Below are 17,570 nucleotides of genomic sequence, written 5' to 3'. Positions count from 1 at the left end.
AATACAAACATGTAATATAAAAGACTGGCTTATTTTTTGGTTTGCTGTCTTTCAGTTTTTTGAGTAGACTTTTCACTCTTTTTGTCCTGCTTCTCGTTCTGTTTTTTTTGATCTTGTGCCATGGTTATAAGTTTTTGATTAATGTCTCTACTAAAAGTACAACACATTGAGATACAAAGTGTTAAGATGTGATTTTTTTAACCTTTCTTTTATAGTTAATTTTTTTATCAAAAAATCAGTAGTAAAGCTCTACCTGCATTGAGCAGCTATTTAGTAATTTTACAAATCAACTGAATTGTATGAACCACGAGGACATAATTAAGCAAATTACCGCTCAAAAGAAGAATACAAACCTAAGGTTCAGGATCAAGACTAAAGCTGAAGCTTTTACCCAAAATCTATTTTATACCTTGTTTGACAGGGATACTCCCGTAGAAGATAACCTGGATAGGCTGGCTGCCGATTTTAAGGAGCTGGGAGATTTGGTGTGTTGGGAGCCGGGTAAATCCTGTTCAGAAATATGGGAAGAGTACTGCAGTAGGTTGCCCCACCTGCTTCAAAAGATTAATCTTGATGCTATTGCAATAGCAAACAACGATCCGGCAGCGAATTCTGTAGAAGAGGTTTACCTTTCTTATCCCGGTTTTTTTGCTATCGCAGTATACCGGCTTAGTCATGAGCTTTATAAAATGAATCTTCCGCTGGTGCCGCGATTAATGACAGAATGTGCACATAAATTAACAGGGACCGATATTAATCCCGGGGCGCAGATTGGCGATTCCTTTTTTATTGATCACGCCACAGGTGTTGTAATCGGGGAAACAACTATTATAAAAAACAATGTAAAAATTTACCAGGGGGTTACTTTGGGAGCTTTGTATGTAGAAAGAGAATTGCGCAATAAGAAACGGCATCCTACCATTGAAGATAACGTGACAATTTATGCTAATGCTACCATACTTGGTGGGGAGACGGTTATTGGTGCGAATAGTATCATAGGAGGAAATGCCTGGCTTACACGTACAGTTCCGGCCAATTCATTTGTCACCCATGACCCGGTAATAAAAATTAAAAATCTTCAGAAATGAATCGAACAGTATTAGATCTTATAGGAAATACGCCTCTTGTGAGGGCACAAAAACTGGTTGAGAATCCTGCGGTAGAGCTGTATTTTAAACTCGAAGGGCAAAACCCCGGAGGTAGTGTGAAAGACCGCCCCGCCTATAATATGATCAAAAAAGCTCTGGAAAGGGGAGATATTACCCGAGAAACCAAATTGATTGAAGCTACCAGCGGAAATACCGGGATAGCCCTGGCAATGGTGGCCCGTTTACTGCAGCTGAACATTGAGCTGGTAATGCCCGAAAATTCTACTGCTGAAAGAGTGCAGACGATGAGAGCCTACGGGGCAAAGGTAATTCTTACAAGTGCCGAAGGAGGTATTGAAGGTTCGAGGGATTTTGCTGAAGCCAGGATGAAAGAAGGAAATTATTTTATGCTCAACCAGTTTGGAAACGATGACAACTGGCAGGCCCATTACGCCACCACAGGACCTGAAATTTGGCGGGATACAAATCATAAGATTACACATTTTGTCTCTTCTATGGGGACTACAGGTACCATAATGGGAACATCTACCTTTTTAAAAGAACAGGACAAAAATGTACAAATAGTAGGCGTACAACCCGGTGATGACGCCCGTATTCCCGGTATAAGAAAATGGCCTAAAGAATATTTACCTTCTATTTTTGACGAAAGCAAGGTAAATCGCGTTATGGAAGTAAATGAACTGGAAGCCAGGGCTATGACTGCAAGGCTTGCTGAAGAAGAAGGGATCTTTGCCGGAATGAGCAGCGGAGGTGCTGCTGCGGCTGCCGTCAAACTGTGTAGCGAACTTGAAAGTGGGGTAGTGGTAAGTATTGTTTGTGACCGAGGAGATCGCTACCTGTCTTCAGATCTTTTTGAAAAAAAATAAGAGACTGCCGGAAAACTATTCAGTACGTTCGGGTTTAAGTTTTAAAAGAAGTAAACCTGAAGTGTCAAAAATGGCTTTTCGGCGTCTCTTTTTTAGTTCTTTATTCTTAGAATCCGGCGAGAGACAATTGGTCATTGTTCCTATTGATGCGGACTCTGCGAGTCTTGTCACCATCTTTAATTTTTATTCTATAGATCTCTTTAGTAATATCCCATCCTTTTGAAAATGCGGTATATTTTGTGCCTTCTATCATAGCATTTCGGTGAAGCCTAAAAACCTCTAAACGCACATCCTGGGGCAGGGGTATGTTTTTAAATTTCTGATTTGAAGAAATAAGGTCTCCAGCCTTGTTAAAGGAAGCTTTTAAATACCCTTTTTTGCTTTTGAAAAAAACTTCAAAAGCATCATAATCTGCTTCCTCGTTATCTTTCAGGAACTTTTGTACACTAAACCTGGTTTTCATAAAAGTTAATGGGTTTTGCTGAAATTCTCCCGACAATTTTTCGGATAGTTCAATCGAAAGCTGGTGGGACTCTCGATCTAGTGCCAATGATACCGGTTGGTATTCGATCTTTGTTTCCTCTAAAAGGATCTGTGAATTACCTGTGGCAATAAAACCAAACAGGAACATTCCAAAAATTAAATTTTTCATAGCTCATATATTTTGGATTAATATCTTATAAAAGTACTATGAGCAAATGGGATCAAATACTACCCAGGTAGCATATCGTGTTAAAGTATTAAGGAGCTGAAGCCCCGTTTTTATTAGCCTTCAGGAGAAGCAAATCTATATCTTTTATCTCAACTTTTTGCCGGCCAAGGCTTATGATCCCGTCATTTTTGAACTCCTGCAAATGTCGGTTTACGACTGCCCGGGTAGAACCAATTAAATTGGCCAGCTCTTCGTTAGAAAGATCATTGATCAACTCCAGTTCACGCGATTCTTTGTTTATGTTACTCAATATAAGCCTGGCTAACCTGGTAGAAATATCAACTAATGTGACGTTTGAAGCGTACTCTTCCAGAATTCTCATTTGATTACTCATATAAGGTAGAAGGTTTTTGTTGACCCCGGGATGGTTCGATACCCATATTTTCATTCTTTCCATAGGAAGAGATAAAAGCACAACCCGGTCTATGGCTTCGTAATAAACGTTGTGTTCATATCCGTCAAGAAGGCAGAGAATATCAAAGGCATCAGTATTTCCCAGAAGAAAAAAGGTGAACTCCCTTCCAGTATTCTGCTCAATCTGGTAGACTTTTAACCTGCCCGATACCAGAAAGTGAAAATAATAGAAGGTCCTGTCTTTATTGATGTTACAGGTATGTTTTGGCCACACCACTTCCTCCATTTCAGAAAGAAGCTTCAAAAGGTCTTCCTGCGGAAGGTCTTTAAGTAATTTATTACCACGTAAAGACGCTATAAGCTTTATTTGTTTTCGTTTACTCCACATACATGATCCCGACTTAACAAAAACGAAAACCTGGGGCAGGAAAAGAATCCATTTGTAAAGATAACTCATTTAAAATGAGAAGATTGTTAAACGTAAAAAATTCTTTATCAGGATTTTTTGGTCTAAATTTTTGGATGAACCTTTATTTCAGCTATTTTTGCAAAATTGCAATTGAAAGAAAAAAATAGATGACGCAGGACACTTTCGGGATCGTTGAGAAAAAAATGGACAAGGAACTTTATGAGTACCAACAGGAGGATATCGATAAGATATTTAAGGTGCTCGAAGCTCATCCCGAACGCTACAACCTTCTTTACCAGCTTCCTACTGGTGGGGGCAAAACAGTAATATTTTCACAAATAGTAAGGGAATATATTCAGCGCACCAATAAAAAGGTGCTTATCCTTACCCATAGAATAGAGCTTTGTAAGCAAACTTCCCGAATGCTCACCGGTTTTGGGGTGCACAACAAGATCATTAATTCCAGCATCAAAGAGCTGCCAGACCAGGATGAATTCATGTGTTTTGTCGCCATGGTAGAAACTCTTAACAATCGCCTTAACGACGACAAAGTGGAGTTAGACAACCTGGGAATGGTGATTATTGACGAGGCTCATTACAATTCTTTTAGAAAGCTCTTTAAATTCTTTAATAAGTGTTTTATCCTTGGGGTTACAGCCACGCCTCTTAGCTCTAATATCAAGCTTCCCATGAAAGATAATTACCGGGAACTTATTGTGGGCGATTCTATAAGCAGCTTAATTTCTAAAGGATTTCTGGCAAAGGCCAATACCTATAGCTATGATGTAGGTCTGTCTACGCTTAAGGTTGGTATAAATGGTGATTATACCGTGAAATCTTCCGAAGAGCTGTATTCTAATTTTAGCATGCAGGAGAAGCTTCTCGATGCTTATATGGAAAAATCTCAAGGCAAGAAGACCCTTATTTTTAATAACGGGATAAACACTTCAAAAGAAGTATACGAGACTTTTCGCAATGCAGGTTATGATGTAAGGCATCTTGACAATACCACCAGCAAACAGGATAGAAAAGACATTTTACGCTGGTTCAGGAAAAAACCCGATGCTATTTTAACCTCGGTAAGTATACTTACAACCGGTTTTGATGAACCTTCGGTGGAATCGATTATTTTAAACCGGGCTACAAAATCTCTTACTCTTTACTACCAGATGATTGGTCGTGGTTCCCGTGTACTACCCGGAAAAAGCGAATTCTCGGTTATAGATCTTGGAAACAATGCTGCACGCTTTGGCCTTTGGAGTGCACCTATTGATTGGAAGCAAATTTTTAGGTCTCCAGACTACTTCCTTGAGAACCTGGTAAGTGACGAAGAAATTGAGCAGAATTTTAGATATGAAATGCCAAAGGAACTTCGGAAGAAATTTGCAAACACTAAAGATGTTTCTTTTGATGTAGATGAAGAATACGACGATATCATTAAAAAAGGACTTAAATCTAAAACAGTTCTCGAGCGCTCTTTAGACCAGCATACTACCATGTGCGTAGAAAACAGTGAAGATGTCTTTGATGCCCGTCTTTTAGCTAAAGAGCTTGAAGAAGATATCGCTTACCGTATTCGCAAGTACTCTTACTGTATAAGCAACAGCACCAAAAATTACCGCGACTGGCTTAGGGAAGATTATATGAGGAAGCTGCGACAAAAAATTAATCAGGCGACATTTTAATATTTCCAGGAAAATTTCTCCTGAAAATAACATTTTAGAAGGTTGTCAAAAATACTATTTTTGACACCCTTTTTTCGTAGGTATTTCAATTGTTCTCTATGCTTCGGAAGGGATTGCCTACTATTAGCAAAAAAAATAGTTTTTGAAAATGGAAATCAATTCAAACCTCGTATTTCTTAATTATTCTTTTTAAACAGGCCTTTGATCTTACCAAACAGGCCTTCCTTTTTCTCTTTCTTCGCCTTTTTAGGTTTGTCTCCTTTGGTGAAAAGTCTTTCCAGGAAGTTATCTCTTTTTTCGGGTTCACAATTGAGCATCATTTGCACCGTAGAAGAAGGTGCTGCAAATTTTGCCTGGGTAATGTCACTGAATTCAGGCCTGGCATTCATTTTTTGCAGGAGTAGGGCAAAAGCCGGTAAAGCCGAATTTGCTCCCTGCCCTAAATAGGTAGACGGGAAGCCAATCCTTGCATCATCGGTACCTGCCCAGGTTACAGAGATCAGTTTTGGTGTGATCCCTACAAACCAGCCATCACGGTTATTTTGTGTAGTACCTGTTTTTCCGGCAATATCGTTGGGTAAATTATACTTGTATCTCAATCTTGAAGCCGTTCCCGAATTCACTGTGCCTTTCATCATTTCTATCATCACCTGTCGTGTGGTATTGGAGAAAGCAGGTTGTGCCGCAACCTGTGGTTCAAATGTGGCGATTTCATTGCCGTACTTATCCAGAATTTTGGTGAGGTAATAAGGTTTGGCCGCTTTCCCACGGTTCACATAACTAGAAAAAGAGCCGGCGAGCTCGGCGGCACTCATTTCGGCCGTACCAAGAGCAATAGAAGGATAGGCGGGAAGATCATCTGGGAACATCATCTTTTTGGCCTGGGTGAGCACATTTCCAAGTCCCACGTCAAAAAGCACTTTTACAGCAATGGTATTGACAGATTGCGCTAAAGCTGTAGCCATGGGATATTTGGTATAAGGATCTTCCTCCTCACTACCCGAATTGGAAGGAGTCCAGCCACCTTCATAGGTCACTTCCCTAACCGAATAGTAGGAGCAGGGGTCTATACCGGCTTCAACTGCTGCTGTGTAAACCACTGGCTTAAAAATAGAGCCAATTTGCCGCCTGCTTTGGGAGACGTGATCATATTTGAAATACTTGTGATTTATTCCTCCCACCCAGCTTTTTACTGCCCCGGTTGAAGGATCCAGGTTGATCATTCCTATGTTCAGGAATTTCATATAATGCTGTAAACTATCGGCTATACTGGCTGAAAGTAATTTCTTCTGTCCCCAGTCAAACAGTTCCATCTCGGTTTTGCGGTGCAGGGAATCCATGATTTTCTCCCGGCTCCAGCCGGCAGCAGCAAGGTTTTTATATTGTTTGCTGTTTTGAAGTGCTTCGTTTAAAATATCCTCTCTTTTCCAGGGTGCATTTTTGCCGTAGGCTTTTTCGAACTGCTGCTGCAGCGAAGTCATATGTTCTTTCATGGCTTCTTCTGCCAGCTGCTGCATCTGGTAATCTATCGTGGTGTGAATCTGCAGGCCATCCCTGTAAAGGTTGTATGGTTCTCCTTTTTCATTTTCAAGAGTATCCAGGATCTTACTGAGTTCTTTTTTTAACTGTGACCTGAAGTAAGGAGCCACCCCATCATTGTTACTGAAGTACTGGTAATCTAATTCCAGGGGTTTAACCCGGTTTTTCACATATTCTTCGGAAGGAAGGTAACCATACTTGTTCATTTGAGACAGCACCACATTTCTCCTTTCCAGGCTTCTTTCGGGAAAAAGCCGCGGATTGTAATAATGTGATGCTTTTAGCGTGCCCACCAGGGTTGCAGCTTCGTCGAGGGTAAGGTCTTTTGTGCCGGAATTAAAGAATTTCATGGCCGCACTTTCTATTCCGTAGGTGTTGTCACTAAAAGGAACCGTATTAAAGTAAAGTTTGATGATCTCCTCTTTAGAATAAATATCTTCCAGCCGTTGGGCAATGATGGCTTCCCTCACTTTATTAACTACAATGCTAAGGTGGCCGTAATCTTTTCGCCCAAAGAGGTTCTTTGCAAGTTGTAAAGTGATGGTACTACCGCCTCCCGACGATTCGTCGCCCATGAGAATGGTCTTGAAAAATACACGGAGAAGGCTGCGATTGTCAATTCCCGAATGCTCATAGAACCTTACATCTTCGGTCGCAATAAGAGCATCTATTAGATGTTTAGGTAGATCTTCATAGAGCACCGGCTGCCTGTCAAAAATGTAATATTTCCCCAGTAGTTTTCCTTCCGAAGAAAAAACTTCTGTAGCTTCATTCTGGTTGAGGTTCCGCAGTTCTTCAGTATCGGGCAACTTTCCCCACCAACCCCAGTAAATACTCAGGAAAAAGAAGCCAAAAAGGGCGATAAATGTTAGTGAGATCCCTAACACCCATTTTTTTACAGGCGTCAATTGCAGGTTTTTCAAAATCATAGGTTAAATGTCTGTCAAATAAACGAAGACTTACAAAAAAAAGTCCTCAAGTTTAAAAAACTTTAGGAAATGAGATTTCCTAAAACCCTGCTAATGTTTTTCAAGGAAAGATTAAAATCTTTCTGCCCGAGTATTAATTTTTCTACTTTTAAACAATGAAAAGAATGGGACACAATAAAACGGTATTCCTTATTACCACAGGTCTTTTGCTATTATCGGCAGCTTTTATATTCACTTATGAGAAAGAGGTCGAAGAATACCAGGCCAATATTTCTAAAGATATTACCATAGACCAAACCTGGGATTTGCCACCTCAACTGGCTGAAGTTTCGGGTATTGCATATTTAGGTTCAAATAAAATTGCCTGTGTGCAGGATGAAAAAGGAAGCATCTTTATTTATAACCTCGATGACTCAACGATTGAAAAGGAAATTCAATTTACAGCAAATGGGGATTTTGAAGGCATAGCGATAAAAGAGAATACGGCATATGTTCTTGAAGCTAACGGAAAAATTTACCAGGTAGAAGATTTTATGAATACAGCACAGGTAAAAACTTTCGATACTTTTTTTACTGAAGAAAATGATATGGAAGGATTATTCTATGATGAAGCTGAAGACAGGCTTTTGCTTGCCGTAAAAGTTCTTGACCCCAATTCTGAAGATCAAAAAGGTATTTATGCCGCCCGGTTACCTTCTATGGAAGTGAATGAAACGCCGGTGTTCACCCTGACTTTTGAGGAGGAGATCTTCAACGACATTAGAGAAGAGAAAAGAGGGGAATCATTTTTTCCTTCCGAAGTTGCAATACATCCCAAAACCGGAGAAATTTTTATTCTTGAAGCCCGGGAGCCGAGGTTATTAATTTTAGATGCATCGGGAACTCCCAAAGAATTCCACCTGCTCGATCAAAAAGCATTTCCGCAGCCCGAAGGCCTTGCTTTTGACAGTTCAGGGAATTTGTATATCTCCAGTGAAGGTGAACCGGGAACCATTCACCGTGTAACCATAACATCTAAATAATTTATGCCCGATCCTATTGAAACTCCTTCGGTAAAGCAGAGTAAAGCCCCTTTATATATTTCCCTTGCGATTGTTGTGGCACTTGTACTAAGTTATTTCTTTATACCGCAGGTGCAGGATTTTCTAAATAACGGTTGGGATGTGCTTACCAGTGGCGATAAGCAGCGTACGCGGCAGTGGGTCTCTCAATTCGGGTGGTTTGGGCCGGTGGTAATCATCATTACCATGGTCCTGCAAATGTTCCTGTTGGTGATTCCCACACCTTTGCTCATGGTAGTGACCGTACTGGCTTACGGGCCATGGGCAGGAGCTGCAATCTTGTTTGTAGCTGTTTTCCTGGCTTCCAGCATCGGTTATTTTATTGGAAGCTACTTTGGGCCTGTGATCGTAGAGAAACTGGTGGGGCATAAAACTGAGAAAAAGATATCAGACTTTATTGACGATTACGGCTTCTGGACGGTAATTGTTGTCCGGCTTAGTCCTTTCCTCTCTAACGATGCCATTAGTTTTGTAGGCGGAGTCTTAAGAATGGGGTACTGGAAATTCATTGGCGCCACCATGCTGGGTATATCACCCCTCATAGTCTTTATTGCTTATTTGGGAGGAGATTATGAGCGTCTCAAAACGGGTCTTATCTGGACGTCTATAATAAGTCTTGTTTTGTTTATAGCCTTTGTTTATTGGGATAAAAAGGTGAGAAAGTCAAAGGCTTAAGATCTTTTTACCTCTCAAAAATGGCATTTTTGAAGATGATCTTTTCTGAAGTTATAGAGCTATTTCCTGTAGCCCTTCTTCTGCTGAAGTCCGCTTTAAAACAACCTGTTTTCAGAAATATTGAAAGATTTCCCTTTTCGAGATTCCTTTTTTAAATAAAAAAACTGCCTGAAATAGCCTTTTTGGGTACTAAAAAGGGTAAATCTCAGGCAGTTTTTGTTCCGTAGTACTTTTTTACTTCGTTTGCAGACTTTGAGCTACGGCCTGTACTTCATCGAGTACCCGTAGTAAGTTCTCGCCCCAAAGTTTAGCTATCTCTTCTTTGGTATAGCCTCTTTTGACTAACTCGAGAGTCACATTTAAAGATTGAGAGGCATCACTCCAGCCTTCAATTCCGCCGCCGCCATCAAAATCTGAACTAATCCCCACGTGGTCTATTCCAATTTTCTCAACCAGGTAATCTACGTGGTCTACAAAATCTACTATGCCTACCGGTGGAACTTTTTCTTTTAATTTCTTGATTTTTGGCTCGGCCAGTTTTCTCACTTTTCTGAAATCTTCATAGTAGGCACTGCGCTTTTCCTCTTCCATTTGCCATACTTCAGTACGGGGCAGGAGCTCAAAACCTATTTTTTTGCCTACTTCAGCATAAACCTTATTCACCGTATCATCATAGGCATTGTTCTTTTCGGTATTGAGATAAGCGTCAAAGGCTACTGTCTGTATCACCCCGCCGTTCTCTTTTAACCACTGCAGCTGCTCATCATCAAGGTTTCGGCTGTGGTTGCACAAACCTCTTGCCGAAGAATGTGAAGCAATTATTGGAGCTTTAGACAGTTCGATCATTTGGCGCATAGATTCTTTAGAAGGGTGCGACACGTCTATCATCATGCCCAGGCGGTTCATCTCCTTTACAACTTCTTTCCCCAAATCACTTAGCCCGCCGTGGAGCCACTCATTATTGGCTTCCCCTGTGTTCGAATCACAAAGCTGGCTGTGCCCGTTATGAGATAAAGACATATAGCGCGCGCCCAGATCATAGAATTTCTCAACGTTTTGCAGGTCTGTCCCAATAGGGTAGCCATTTTCAACGCCAATCATCGCCACTTTCTTTCCCTGAGCAACCAATTTTCGCACTTCGGCACTGGTAGTGGCCAGGCCAATCTGGTTTGGAGCTATATCTTCTACAAGCCGGTGAATGGCCTCAAATTTTGAGAGTGCTTGCTTATGCGCCGTCTCGTAACCCGCAGCATTTAGTTCTTCCTGCCCGGTATAGACAATCAGCCAGGTGACATCAACACCTCCTTTTACCATTTTTGGCAGGTTAACCTGGGTGTCAATATCCTGAGTGTAATTTGTTTCGGCAGTAAAATTATTTACATTGATATCGTTGTGGGTGTCTATCGTAATTACTTCATGGTGGATCTCCTGAGCCTTTTTTAAAAGGTCATCATCAGTAGATTGTGCACTTGCAGCAAAGGCAGCGAAAAATACAAGCAGGTATTTTTTTGAGAACATAAAAATTTGGATTTAGTTTGAATGGCTCAAATTACTAATTTATTTTCTCTTATGTTTCGGGAAGGTTTAGGAGATGAAACAGTACTGAAATTAGATTTTCCATGACGCAGTGTTCCATCGTTTTGAAGATCTTGATGCAGGTTTTTCCTTATTGATTCGGATATTTATTTTGTTATTTATACCTTGTTAAAAGTTTAATAGGAATTACTGAGTCCGAAGTAACACTTTAAAAGTGCAGATCATGAAAATTAGATATTGCAAAAGCGTCATCAGGAACAACTATGGGTACGGCCTTACCATGATTGGGTTAGGTTTTTTTGCTGTTTACATCAACAGCAGTTCAGTATTTAGTTATTTATGGATCTTTTTGGGGATCCTTCAGGCGGGTACATCTTATTACCGCCAAAAATATCAATACCTCACCATACGGGAAGACCGGCTTATAAGACACACTATTATCCCTAAGAGCATTGCTTTATCAGATATTAAAAGGGTGAGACGGTATATGGATAGCTATAAAATTGAAACTCATAACGAATCAATGCGCATCGAGAAGCATTTTATAGAAACCGAATCCTTGCAAAAGCTCAATCTTTTTCTGAAAGATTTGAACCCGAAGGTTTCTCCGCATCTTAGGTAATATTCGTTGTTTTATCACTTCGGAAATTTTTTTTCCTTCTGAAGATTTCTTCTGAAGTTGCAGCAGTTATTTCTGAAGTTTTTTTTTTGGAATATAATATTGCTAAAAGCGAAATTCGATCCTACTGAAGTATTTCAGCAAACTACCGGCTGAAAGGCCTGAGTAAACTATCCAAAAATGACAAAAATCCCTTCTGTTTTTTCATGAGACCTGTTTCCTTTTATGAAACGGAAAGGCTTTATCTAAGGCCTGCCGGGAGAGAAGATGCTGCATTTATTTACGAGCTTCTCAATACCCCAAAATGGCTGGAACACATTGGAGATCGCAATATTACCAGTATCCCAAAAGCTGAAGAATATATTGTCGAAAAAATGCTCCCGCAGCTCAAAAAATTGGGTTTTACCAATAACGTTGTGATTCGCAAAGCCGATGGGGCAAAGTTGGGAACTTGCGGCCTCAATGCCAGGAGCGGCTTTAGTGATCTCGATATAGGTTTTGCCTTTTTACCCCAATATGAGCAACAGGGCTATGGGTTTGAAGCTGCATCGTGCCTCTTAAGGTTTGCAAAGGCAGAACTACCTCAATCAAAGATCACCGGCATAACTTCTAAAGAAAATCTCGCTTCTCAAAAGCTGCTGGAAAAACTGGGAATGCATTGTTCTGAAGAAATTAGCTTTCCAGGAGAAGAGGAGAAGGTACTTCTGTTTCGCCTGCCCTAATTGGTTACAAGAAATTTTCACCTCTCTACATCAGGCTTTTTTCTTATTTTTAACACATCAATTTAACGGCTTTTACCCTATAATGTTCCCAGGGAAATTTCCCGGTTCTAAAATAAATTCAAACATGAAAAACTCTTTTATCCTTCTGTTCTTAATAGCCTTCGGCTTTAGCGCGAAAGCCCAGGTAATGACCCCAGAGAAGCTGTGGTCTATTGATCGCGTATCGGGGGTTGGATTGACAAAGGATGGCAAAAGTGTCATTTTTAGGACCCGATCTTATGATCTGGTTAAAAACCAAGGCACTTCAGAAACTTTTGTAATCCCGCTAAAAGGAGGAGAGCCGGTTTCGGTGAAAAGTATCGACAGCATTTACAGCGACGGAAAAACTTCACCTACAGGGGAATGGAAGATCATTCCGAAGCAAGTGGAAGTGGAGCCTGTTACAGGAGAAGATTTCTACCCCGATCTCAAAAAATCTGACGTATATATTTATGACGACCTCAATTATCGGCATTGGGATACCTGGGAAGATGGGCATTACAGCCATTTATTCCTTCACAATACTTCAACCCAGGCAGAGATCGATATTATGGAAGGCGAACCTCACGATACTCCTTTGCAACCTTTTGGAGGGCCCGAAGATTATATCTGGAACAATGATGGCACCAAAGTGTACTATGTGTCTAAGAAGCTTAAAGGAAAAGATTATGCCGTTAGCACAAATACCGACATCTATGTCTATGATATAGCTACAGGAACTACCGAAAATCTTACTTCAGAAAATAAAGGTTACGACACTCAGCCAGCGTTTTCCAAAAATGGTGTTCTGGCCTGGCTGCAAATGGACGAACCCGGATATGAAGCCGATAAGAATGACATTATCGTGTTGAGAGACGGCCGCAAAATAAATCTTACCAAGCAATGGGACGGAACAGTGAATAGCTTTTTGTGGAGTAATGATGGCAAAAAGATCTATTTTCTGGCACCTGTAAAAGGCACCCAGCAGCTTTTTGAAATTGATCCATTCTCCAAAAAAGCTTCTGAAGTTAAGCAGATCACGGAAGGGCAATTTGATCTTACGGGAATGATAGGGCAATCGGGAAATACCCTGGTAGTCACCAGGACCGACATGAACCACGCAGCCGAAATTTATACGGTTAATCTCAAAACAGGAGACCTTACCCAGCTTACCCATGTGAACGACGAGTTCTATGAGGGAATAAAAATGAGTAGGGTTGAAAAGCGGATGGTTCCCACTACCGATGGGAAGGAGATGCTTACCTGGGTGATCTATCCTCCCGATTTTGATCCCAATAAAAAGTACCCGACCCTTCTTTACCTGCAGGGCGGCCCACAATCGGCTTTGTCGCAGTTCTATTCCTTTAGGTGGAACTTCCAGTTAATGGCTGCAAACGGATATATCGTGGTAGCACCAAACCGCAGGGGAATGCCCGGCCATGGCGTAGCATGGAATGAGCAAATAAGCGGCGACTGGGGCGGACAAAATATTCAGGATTATTTATCGGCTATTGATGCCGTAAGTAAAGAGGAATATGTAGATAAAGACCGCCTGGGTGCAGTAGGTGCAAGCTACGGTGGTTATTCCGTATTTTTTCTTGCCGGAATGCATGAAGGCCGATTTAAAAGCTTTATTGCCCACGACGGAATTTTCAATACCCGCAGCATGTATGGTACTACAGAAGAACTTTTCTTTGTGAATAAAGATATGGGTGGCGCTTACTGGCAAGACCCGGCTCCCAAAGCCTATACCGATTTTAACCCGGTGAATTTTGTACAAAAATGGGATACGCCTATAATGATCGTACAGGGCGGAAAAGATTTTCGCGTACCCATAGGGCAGGGGCTGGAAGCTTTCCAGGCAGCTCAGTTACGTGGCATCAAAAGTAAACTGTTGTATTTTCCTATGGAAAACCACTGGATCTTAAATCCGCAAAACGCGATTGTATGGCAGACGGAATTTTTCAAATGGCTTGAAGAAACACTGAAATAAAAAGTAAATAACTGAGTGCTAATGCTTTTTCGGGAAAGTTTTAGCGCTCAGTCAAATCGATTATTTTTAAAAGTTTTAACTTATTATAAGAAACTTCAATACTTTTGCCTCCCGCAATAAATTACACATTATGAAAGCAAGAACCTGTCCTAACTGTGGTTACAAGTATTCTTTTTGGCTGCACCTTAAAAAGCACTTTTTTCAGAATGTGTTTTCCCCCTGGGAATGTAGAAATTGTGGAGCAGAACTAATTGTAGATGCCCGCAGGAGAATTTTACTTGCCGTTGTGGGAATTTTGCCCGCCGCAGCCCTGCCAATCCTTACCGATTTTTTCATGGGATATTACCTGGGCCGCACGGTAAGCATCACAGTTTCGGTGGTGCTCGTTATCATTTGGGCTACCTTTATTTTCAGCCTTGATCACTTTTACCTTGCCGAAGCCGGACCTGTAAATGGTGATAAAAACAAGGATGAATAACATTTTTGAGAGATATGCTATGCCTGGGAGGAGGCATGGCTGTTTCCTCTAATTTTATCAGCATTAAACCTTTAAAAAGAGCACTCCCACTATGGAATATTTAACCCTGGCCCGTGTACTTCACGTCCTGGCAGTTGTTGTGTGGATAGGTGGAGTTTTTATGGTCACTACCGTAATCATTCCGGCGGTAAAGAGAATGAGTTCCAGGGAAGAACAGATGGAAACCTTTGAAAAGATTGAAGGAAGATTTTCGCTACAGGCAAAAATCACCACTCTGCTCACAGCAATTACAGGTTTCTATATGCTGCACCTTTACGGCTGGGAAAGACTGCTTGACCTGCAGTTCTGGTGGATTCACGCAATGATCCTGGTATGGATCATTTTCACGGTGATCCTCTTTATTCTTGAACCTTTCTTTTTACACAGCTTATTCAGGAAATACGCTGCAGAAGACCCCGAAAAGGCTTTTAGGATTATTCACCGCGCCCACTGGGTTTTACTGGTGTTAAGCCTTATCACCATTTTTGGAGCCGTGGCAGGCAGTCACGGCTGGTACTTTGTCTAATGATTTCTTTCTGAAATTTCTTCGGAATTTTTCCGTGAAGTGATCTTCTGTGGTCTCAAAAATGGCATTTTTAAATGCTCTTTTCTGAAATCTCTGTGTTCACTGATTTCTGAAAATATTTTCCTTCAAGACTGAAATAAAAACTACTGAAGGAAAATCCTTCCGGAAGTGAAAATTCGGTATTTTGAAGCAAAATTGGATCGAAATATTAATAAACTGAAGCTTTCTAGCTGCCAGGGTCCTTTCGAAGCATCTTTTAGTTCTTCCTTTTCAATTTTTCTTTCTCGCCAATTCCCTTACTGGATTGCCGGAGTATAATCTGCCTCAAAAATGCTATTTTTGAGCAGGCTTAAGCCGTTACTTAACCTAATACTTTAATAATTTGCCACGACCCCAAAAATCGCTTGAACCCAATAAATTTAAATTCCGGGAGAGTTTTGCTTCCCTAAAATTTGTACCGCGATTTTTCGGGGAAATCAGGAAAGTCAATCCGCGGCTTTTTTACCTGAATATTTTTCTTCGTCTTACTAATGCCGTGCTGCCCGTGCTTATGCTTTGGGTGGGAAAATTGATCATTGACGAGGTGGTAGTACAAATAGCGGCAGATGTCAAAGAACTTGATCACCTCTGGGCGTTGGTGGCGGCCGAATTTGCCCTGGCTGTGTTGTCTGACCTTTTTAGCCGTGGTATTAACCTGAGTGACGCATTATTAGGAGACCAATACTCAATTAATACTTCAGTAAAGATCATCAGGAAAACTTCCGAAGTAAACCTTGATGAACTGGAAGATTCAGAATTTTATGATAAGCTTGAAAGGGCACGCCAGCAAACAACGGGTCGGGTTGGCTTGATGTCTAACATTCTCACCCAGGCCGAAGATATTATAGTGATCGCTACTTTGTTGGCGGGAGTGGTAGTTTTTGAACCCTGGCTTATTATTCTGCTTGTGGTTTCTATCGTTCCCACCATGATCAACGAGGTTAAATTTAGCGGTACCAGTTATTCTCTGGCCAGAAGCTGGACGCAGGAACGGCGGGAGCTTGATTATTTGAGATATGCGGGGGCCAGTGATGTGACCGCCAAAGAGGTGAAGCTTTTTGGCCTTTCAGACTATCTTGCCAACAGGTTCAAGGGATTGTCTGACCTTTATTACACCCAGAGCAAACAACTTGCTAAACAGCGTGCCGGCTGGGGATCTTTTTTCAACGTTATTGGTACCACAGCTTATTATGGGGCTTATGTGCTAATTATTTTTAGAACCGTGGCAGGGGTTTTTTCCCTGGGGGATCTAACTTTTCTTTCCGGATCGTTTAACCGCCTAAGGCAAAAGCTGCAGGGATTTTTCACCCGCTTTACCGCAATCACCGAGACCGCACTTTACCTTCAGGATTATTTCGAATTTCTGGACCTTTCCTATCATGAATCGGCTTCAGGAGGTAAAACTCCGCTTCCGAAGGAACTTAAAGAGGGCTTTGAATTTAGAAATGTAGGATTTAAATATCCGAAGTCTGAGAGGTGGGTGGTGAGAAACATTAATTTTAAGCTGAAAGCCGGGGAGAAACTTGCGTTTGTTGGAGAGAACGGGGCCGGAAAAACGACACTTATAAAATTACTGCTTCAGTTCTACGAACCCACTGAAGGTGAGATATTACTTGATGGTATTCCTGTAAAACAATTTGACAGAGCGGCTTATCAAAGGTACTTTGGTGTTATTTTTCAGGATTTTGTAAAATTTGAACTCACCCTCAGGGAAAACATTGCCATGGGCGAGATCACCGAAATGAATGATCAGGGCCGTATAGAAGGGGCGGCCGAAAAAAGCCTTGCAAACCAGGTTGTGAATGAATTGCCCTTTGGATATGATCAACAACTGGGCAGGAGGTTCAAGCAGGGAAAAGACCTTTCTGGCGGCCAGTGGCAAAAGATTGCCATTGCCAGGGCTTATATGAAAGATGCCGAAGTTCTGATTCTCGATGAACCTACCTCGGCTCTTGATGCCCGTGCCGAAACCGAAGCTTTTGACAGGTTTATTAAGCTTACCCGGGGCAAAACTGCCGTGATTATCTCTCACCGCTTTAGTACAGTGCGAATTGCCGACAGGATCATGGTCTTAAAAGATGGGGCTGTACTTGAGCTGGGAACTCATGAAGAACTCATGCAAAACAATAAGCTGTATTCGGAATTGTTTAACCTGCAGGCGGCAGGATATAAATAGTTTTTAATTGTACTACTTCTAAGGCCAACGCCACACAGGGTTTTTAAAAATAATTGCTGTTTTTTATAAAAGTGGTGTTTTTAGA

At 41.2% G+C, this 17,570-nt stretch carries 15 protein-coding genes; 11 read left to right on the top strand and 4 right to left on the bottom strand.

Annotated features, from left to right (window positions below; translation table 11 throughout):
* The first annotated feature begins 299 nt into the window (after nucleotides 1-299).
* Both epsC and cysM read left to right on the top strand, forming a co-directional pair.
* A complete protein-coding gene (epsC, locus tag ACQ93I_RS11465; RefSeq protein WP_431698655.1) occupies nucleotides 300-1,088 on the top strand; it encodes a serine O-acetyltransferase EpsC in 789 nt (262 codons plus the stop codon).
* The gene (gene cysM, locus ACQ93I_RS11460; RefSeq protein WP_431698654.1) at nucleotides 1,085-1,975 is read left to right on the top strand and encodes a cysteine synthase CysM; all 891 of its coding nucleotides are present in this window, start codon (nucleotides 1,085-1,087) and stop codon (nucleotides 1,973-1,975) included. Before epsC ends, cysM begins: the two co-directional genes overlap by 4 nt.
* 106 nt (nucleotides 1,976-2,081) lie before the next feature.
* On the opposite strand, the gene ACQ93I_RS11455 is transcribed toward cysM, so the two are convergent.
* Both ACQ93I_RS11455 and ACQ93I_RS11450 read right to left on the bottom strand, forming a co-directional pair.
* Nucleotides 2,082-2,627 carry a hypothetical protein gene (locus tag ACQ93I_RS11455; protein ID WP_431698653.1) on the bottom strand — a complete coding sequence of 182 codons (546 nt, stop codon included), beginning with the start codon at nucleotides 2,625-2,627 and terminating at the stop codon, nucleotides 2,082-2,084.
* An 88-nt stretch (nucleotides 2,628-2,715) separates the two neighbouring features.
* Complete coding sequence (locus tag ACQ93I_RS11450; RefSeq protein WP_266068587.1) at nucleotides 2,716-3,498, bottom strand: Crp/Fnr family transcriptional regulator; 783 nt, start codon at nucleotides 3,496-3,498, stop codon at nucleotides 2,716-2,718.
* Between the two features lie 119 nt (nucleotides 3,499-3,617).
* Between ACQ93I_RS11450 and ACQ93I_RS11445 the strand changes: the two genes are divergently transcribed.
* On the top strand, nucleotides 3,618-5,135 hold the full coding sequence (locus ACQ93I_RS11445) for a DEAD/DEAH box helicase (RefSeq protein WP_423818901.1): 1,518 nt from the start codon (nucleotides 3,618-3,620) through the stop codon (nucleotides 5,133-5,135).
* A gap of 176 nt (nucleotides 5,136-5,311) precedes the next feature.
* On the opposite strand, the gene ACQ93I_RS11440 is transcribed toward ACQ93I_RS11445, so the two are convergent.
* Nucleotides 5,312-7,603, bottom strand: coding sequence for a transglycosylase domain-containing protein (locus ACQ93I_RS11440; RefSeq protein WP_431698652.1), 2,292 nt, complete (start codon nucleotides 7,601-7,603; stop codon nucleotides 5,312-5,314).
* 155 nt (nucleotides 7,604-7,758) lie between these two features.
* Here ACQ93I_RS11440 and ACQ93I_RS11435 point away from each other — a divergent pair, with 155 nt between their 5' ends.
* The gene (locus ACQ93I_RS11435; RefSeq protein ID WP_431698651.1) at nucleotides 7,759-8,625 is read left to right on the top strand and encodes an SdiA-regulated domain-containing protein; all 867 of its coding nucleotides are present in this window, start codon (nucleotides 7,759-7,761) and stop codon (nucleotides 8,623-8,625) included.
* Between the two features lie 3 nt (nucleotides 8,626-8,628).
* Nucleotides 8,629-9,339 carry a TVP38/TMEM64 family protein gene (locus ACQ93I_RS11430; protein ID WP_431698650.1) on the top strand — a complete coding sequence of 237 codons (711 nt, stop codon included), beginning with the start codon at nucleotides 8,629-8,631 and terminating at the stop codon, nucleotides 9,337-9,339.
* A 234-nt stretch (nucleotides 9,340-9,573) separates the two neighbouring features.
* On the opposite strand, the gene ACQ93I_RS11425 is transcribed toward ACQ93I_RS11430, so the two are convergent.
* Nucleotides 9,574-10,857: a dipeptidase gene (locus ACQ93I_RS11425; RefSeq protein WP_431698649.1), complete on the bottom strand. Its 1,284-nt coding sequence runs from the start codon at nucleotides 10,855-10,857 to the stop codon at nucleotides 9,574-9,576.
* Between the two features lie 241 nt (nucleotides 10,858-11,098).
* On the opposite strand from ACQ93I_RS11425, the gene ACQ93I_RS11420 reads away from it, so the two are divergent.
* The 6 genes from ACQ93I_RS11420 (at nucleotide 11,099) to ACQ93I_RS11395 (ending at nucleotide 17,485) form a co-directional block, all read left to right on the top strand.
* Nucleotides 11,099-11,497 (top strand): hypothetical protein, encoded by a 399-nt coding sequence (locus tag ACQ93I_RS11420; RefSeq protein WP_266068593.1) that lies wholly within the window; start codon nucleotides 11,099-11,101, stop codon nucleotides 11,495-11,497.
* A gap of 203 nt (nucleotides 11,498-11,700) precedes the next feature.
* Nucleotides 11,701-12,216: a GNAT family N-acetyltransferase gene (locus ACQ93I_RS11415; RefSeq protein WP_431698648.1), complete on the top strand. Its 516-nt coding sequence runs from the start codon at nucleotides 11,701-11,703 to the stop codon at nucleotides 12,214-12,216.
* Nucleotides 12,217-12,340: 124 nt separating this feature from the next.
* Nucleotides 12,341-14,227, top strand: coding sequence for a S9 family peptidase (locus tag ACQ93I_RS11410; protein WP_431698647.1), 1,887 nt, complete (start codon nucleotides 12,341-12,343; stop codon nucleotides 14,225-14,227).
* Between the two features lie 130 nt (nucleotides 14,228-14,357).
* Nucleotides 14,358-14,705: a hypothetical protein gene (locus ACQ93I_RS11405; protein ID WP_431698646.1), complete on the top strand. Its 348-nt coding sequence runs from the start codon at nucleotides 14,358-14,360 to the stop codon at nucleotides 14,703-14,705.
* Between the two features lie 91 nt (nucleotides 14,706-14,796).
* Nucleotides 14,797-15,270: a hypothetical protein gene (locus ACQ93I_RS11400; protein ID WP_431698645.1), complete on the top strand. Its 474-nt coding sequence runs from the start codon at nucleotides 14,797-14,799 to the stop codon at nucleotides 15,268-15,270.
* Nucleotides 15,271-15,652: 382 nt separating this feature from the next.
* Nucleotides 15,653-17,485, top strand: coding sequence for an ABC transporter ATP-binding protein (locus tag ACQ93I_RS11395; protein WP_431698644.1), 1,833 nt, complete (start codon nucleotides 15,653-15,655; stop codon nucleotides 17,483-17,485).
* The last annotated feature ends 85 nt before the right edge of the window (nucleotides 17,486-17,570 follow it).

Origin of the sequence: Salinimicrobium sp. WS361 (assembly GCF_050750585.1) — a bacterium.
In the GTDB taxonomy this organism is placed as follows: Bacteria; Bacteroidota; Bacteroidia; order Flavobacteriales; family Flavobacteriaceae; genus Salinimicrobium.
The sequence above is the reverse complement of the archived record's forward strand: the minus strand, read 5'-3'. Positions and strand labels throughout refer to the sequence as shown.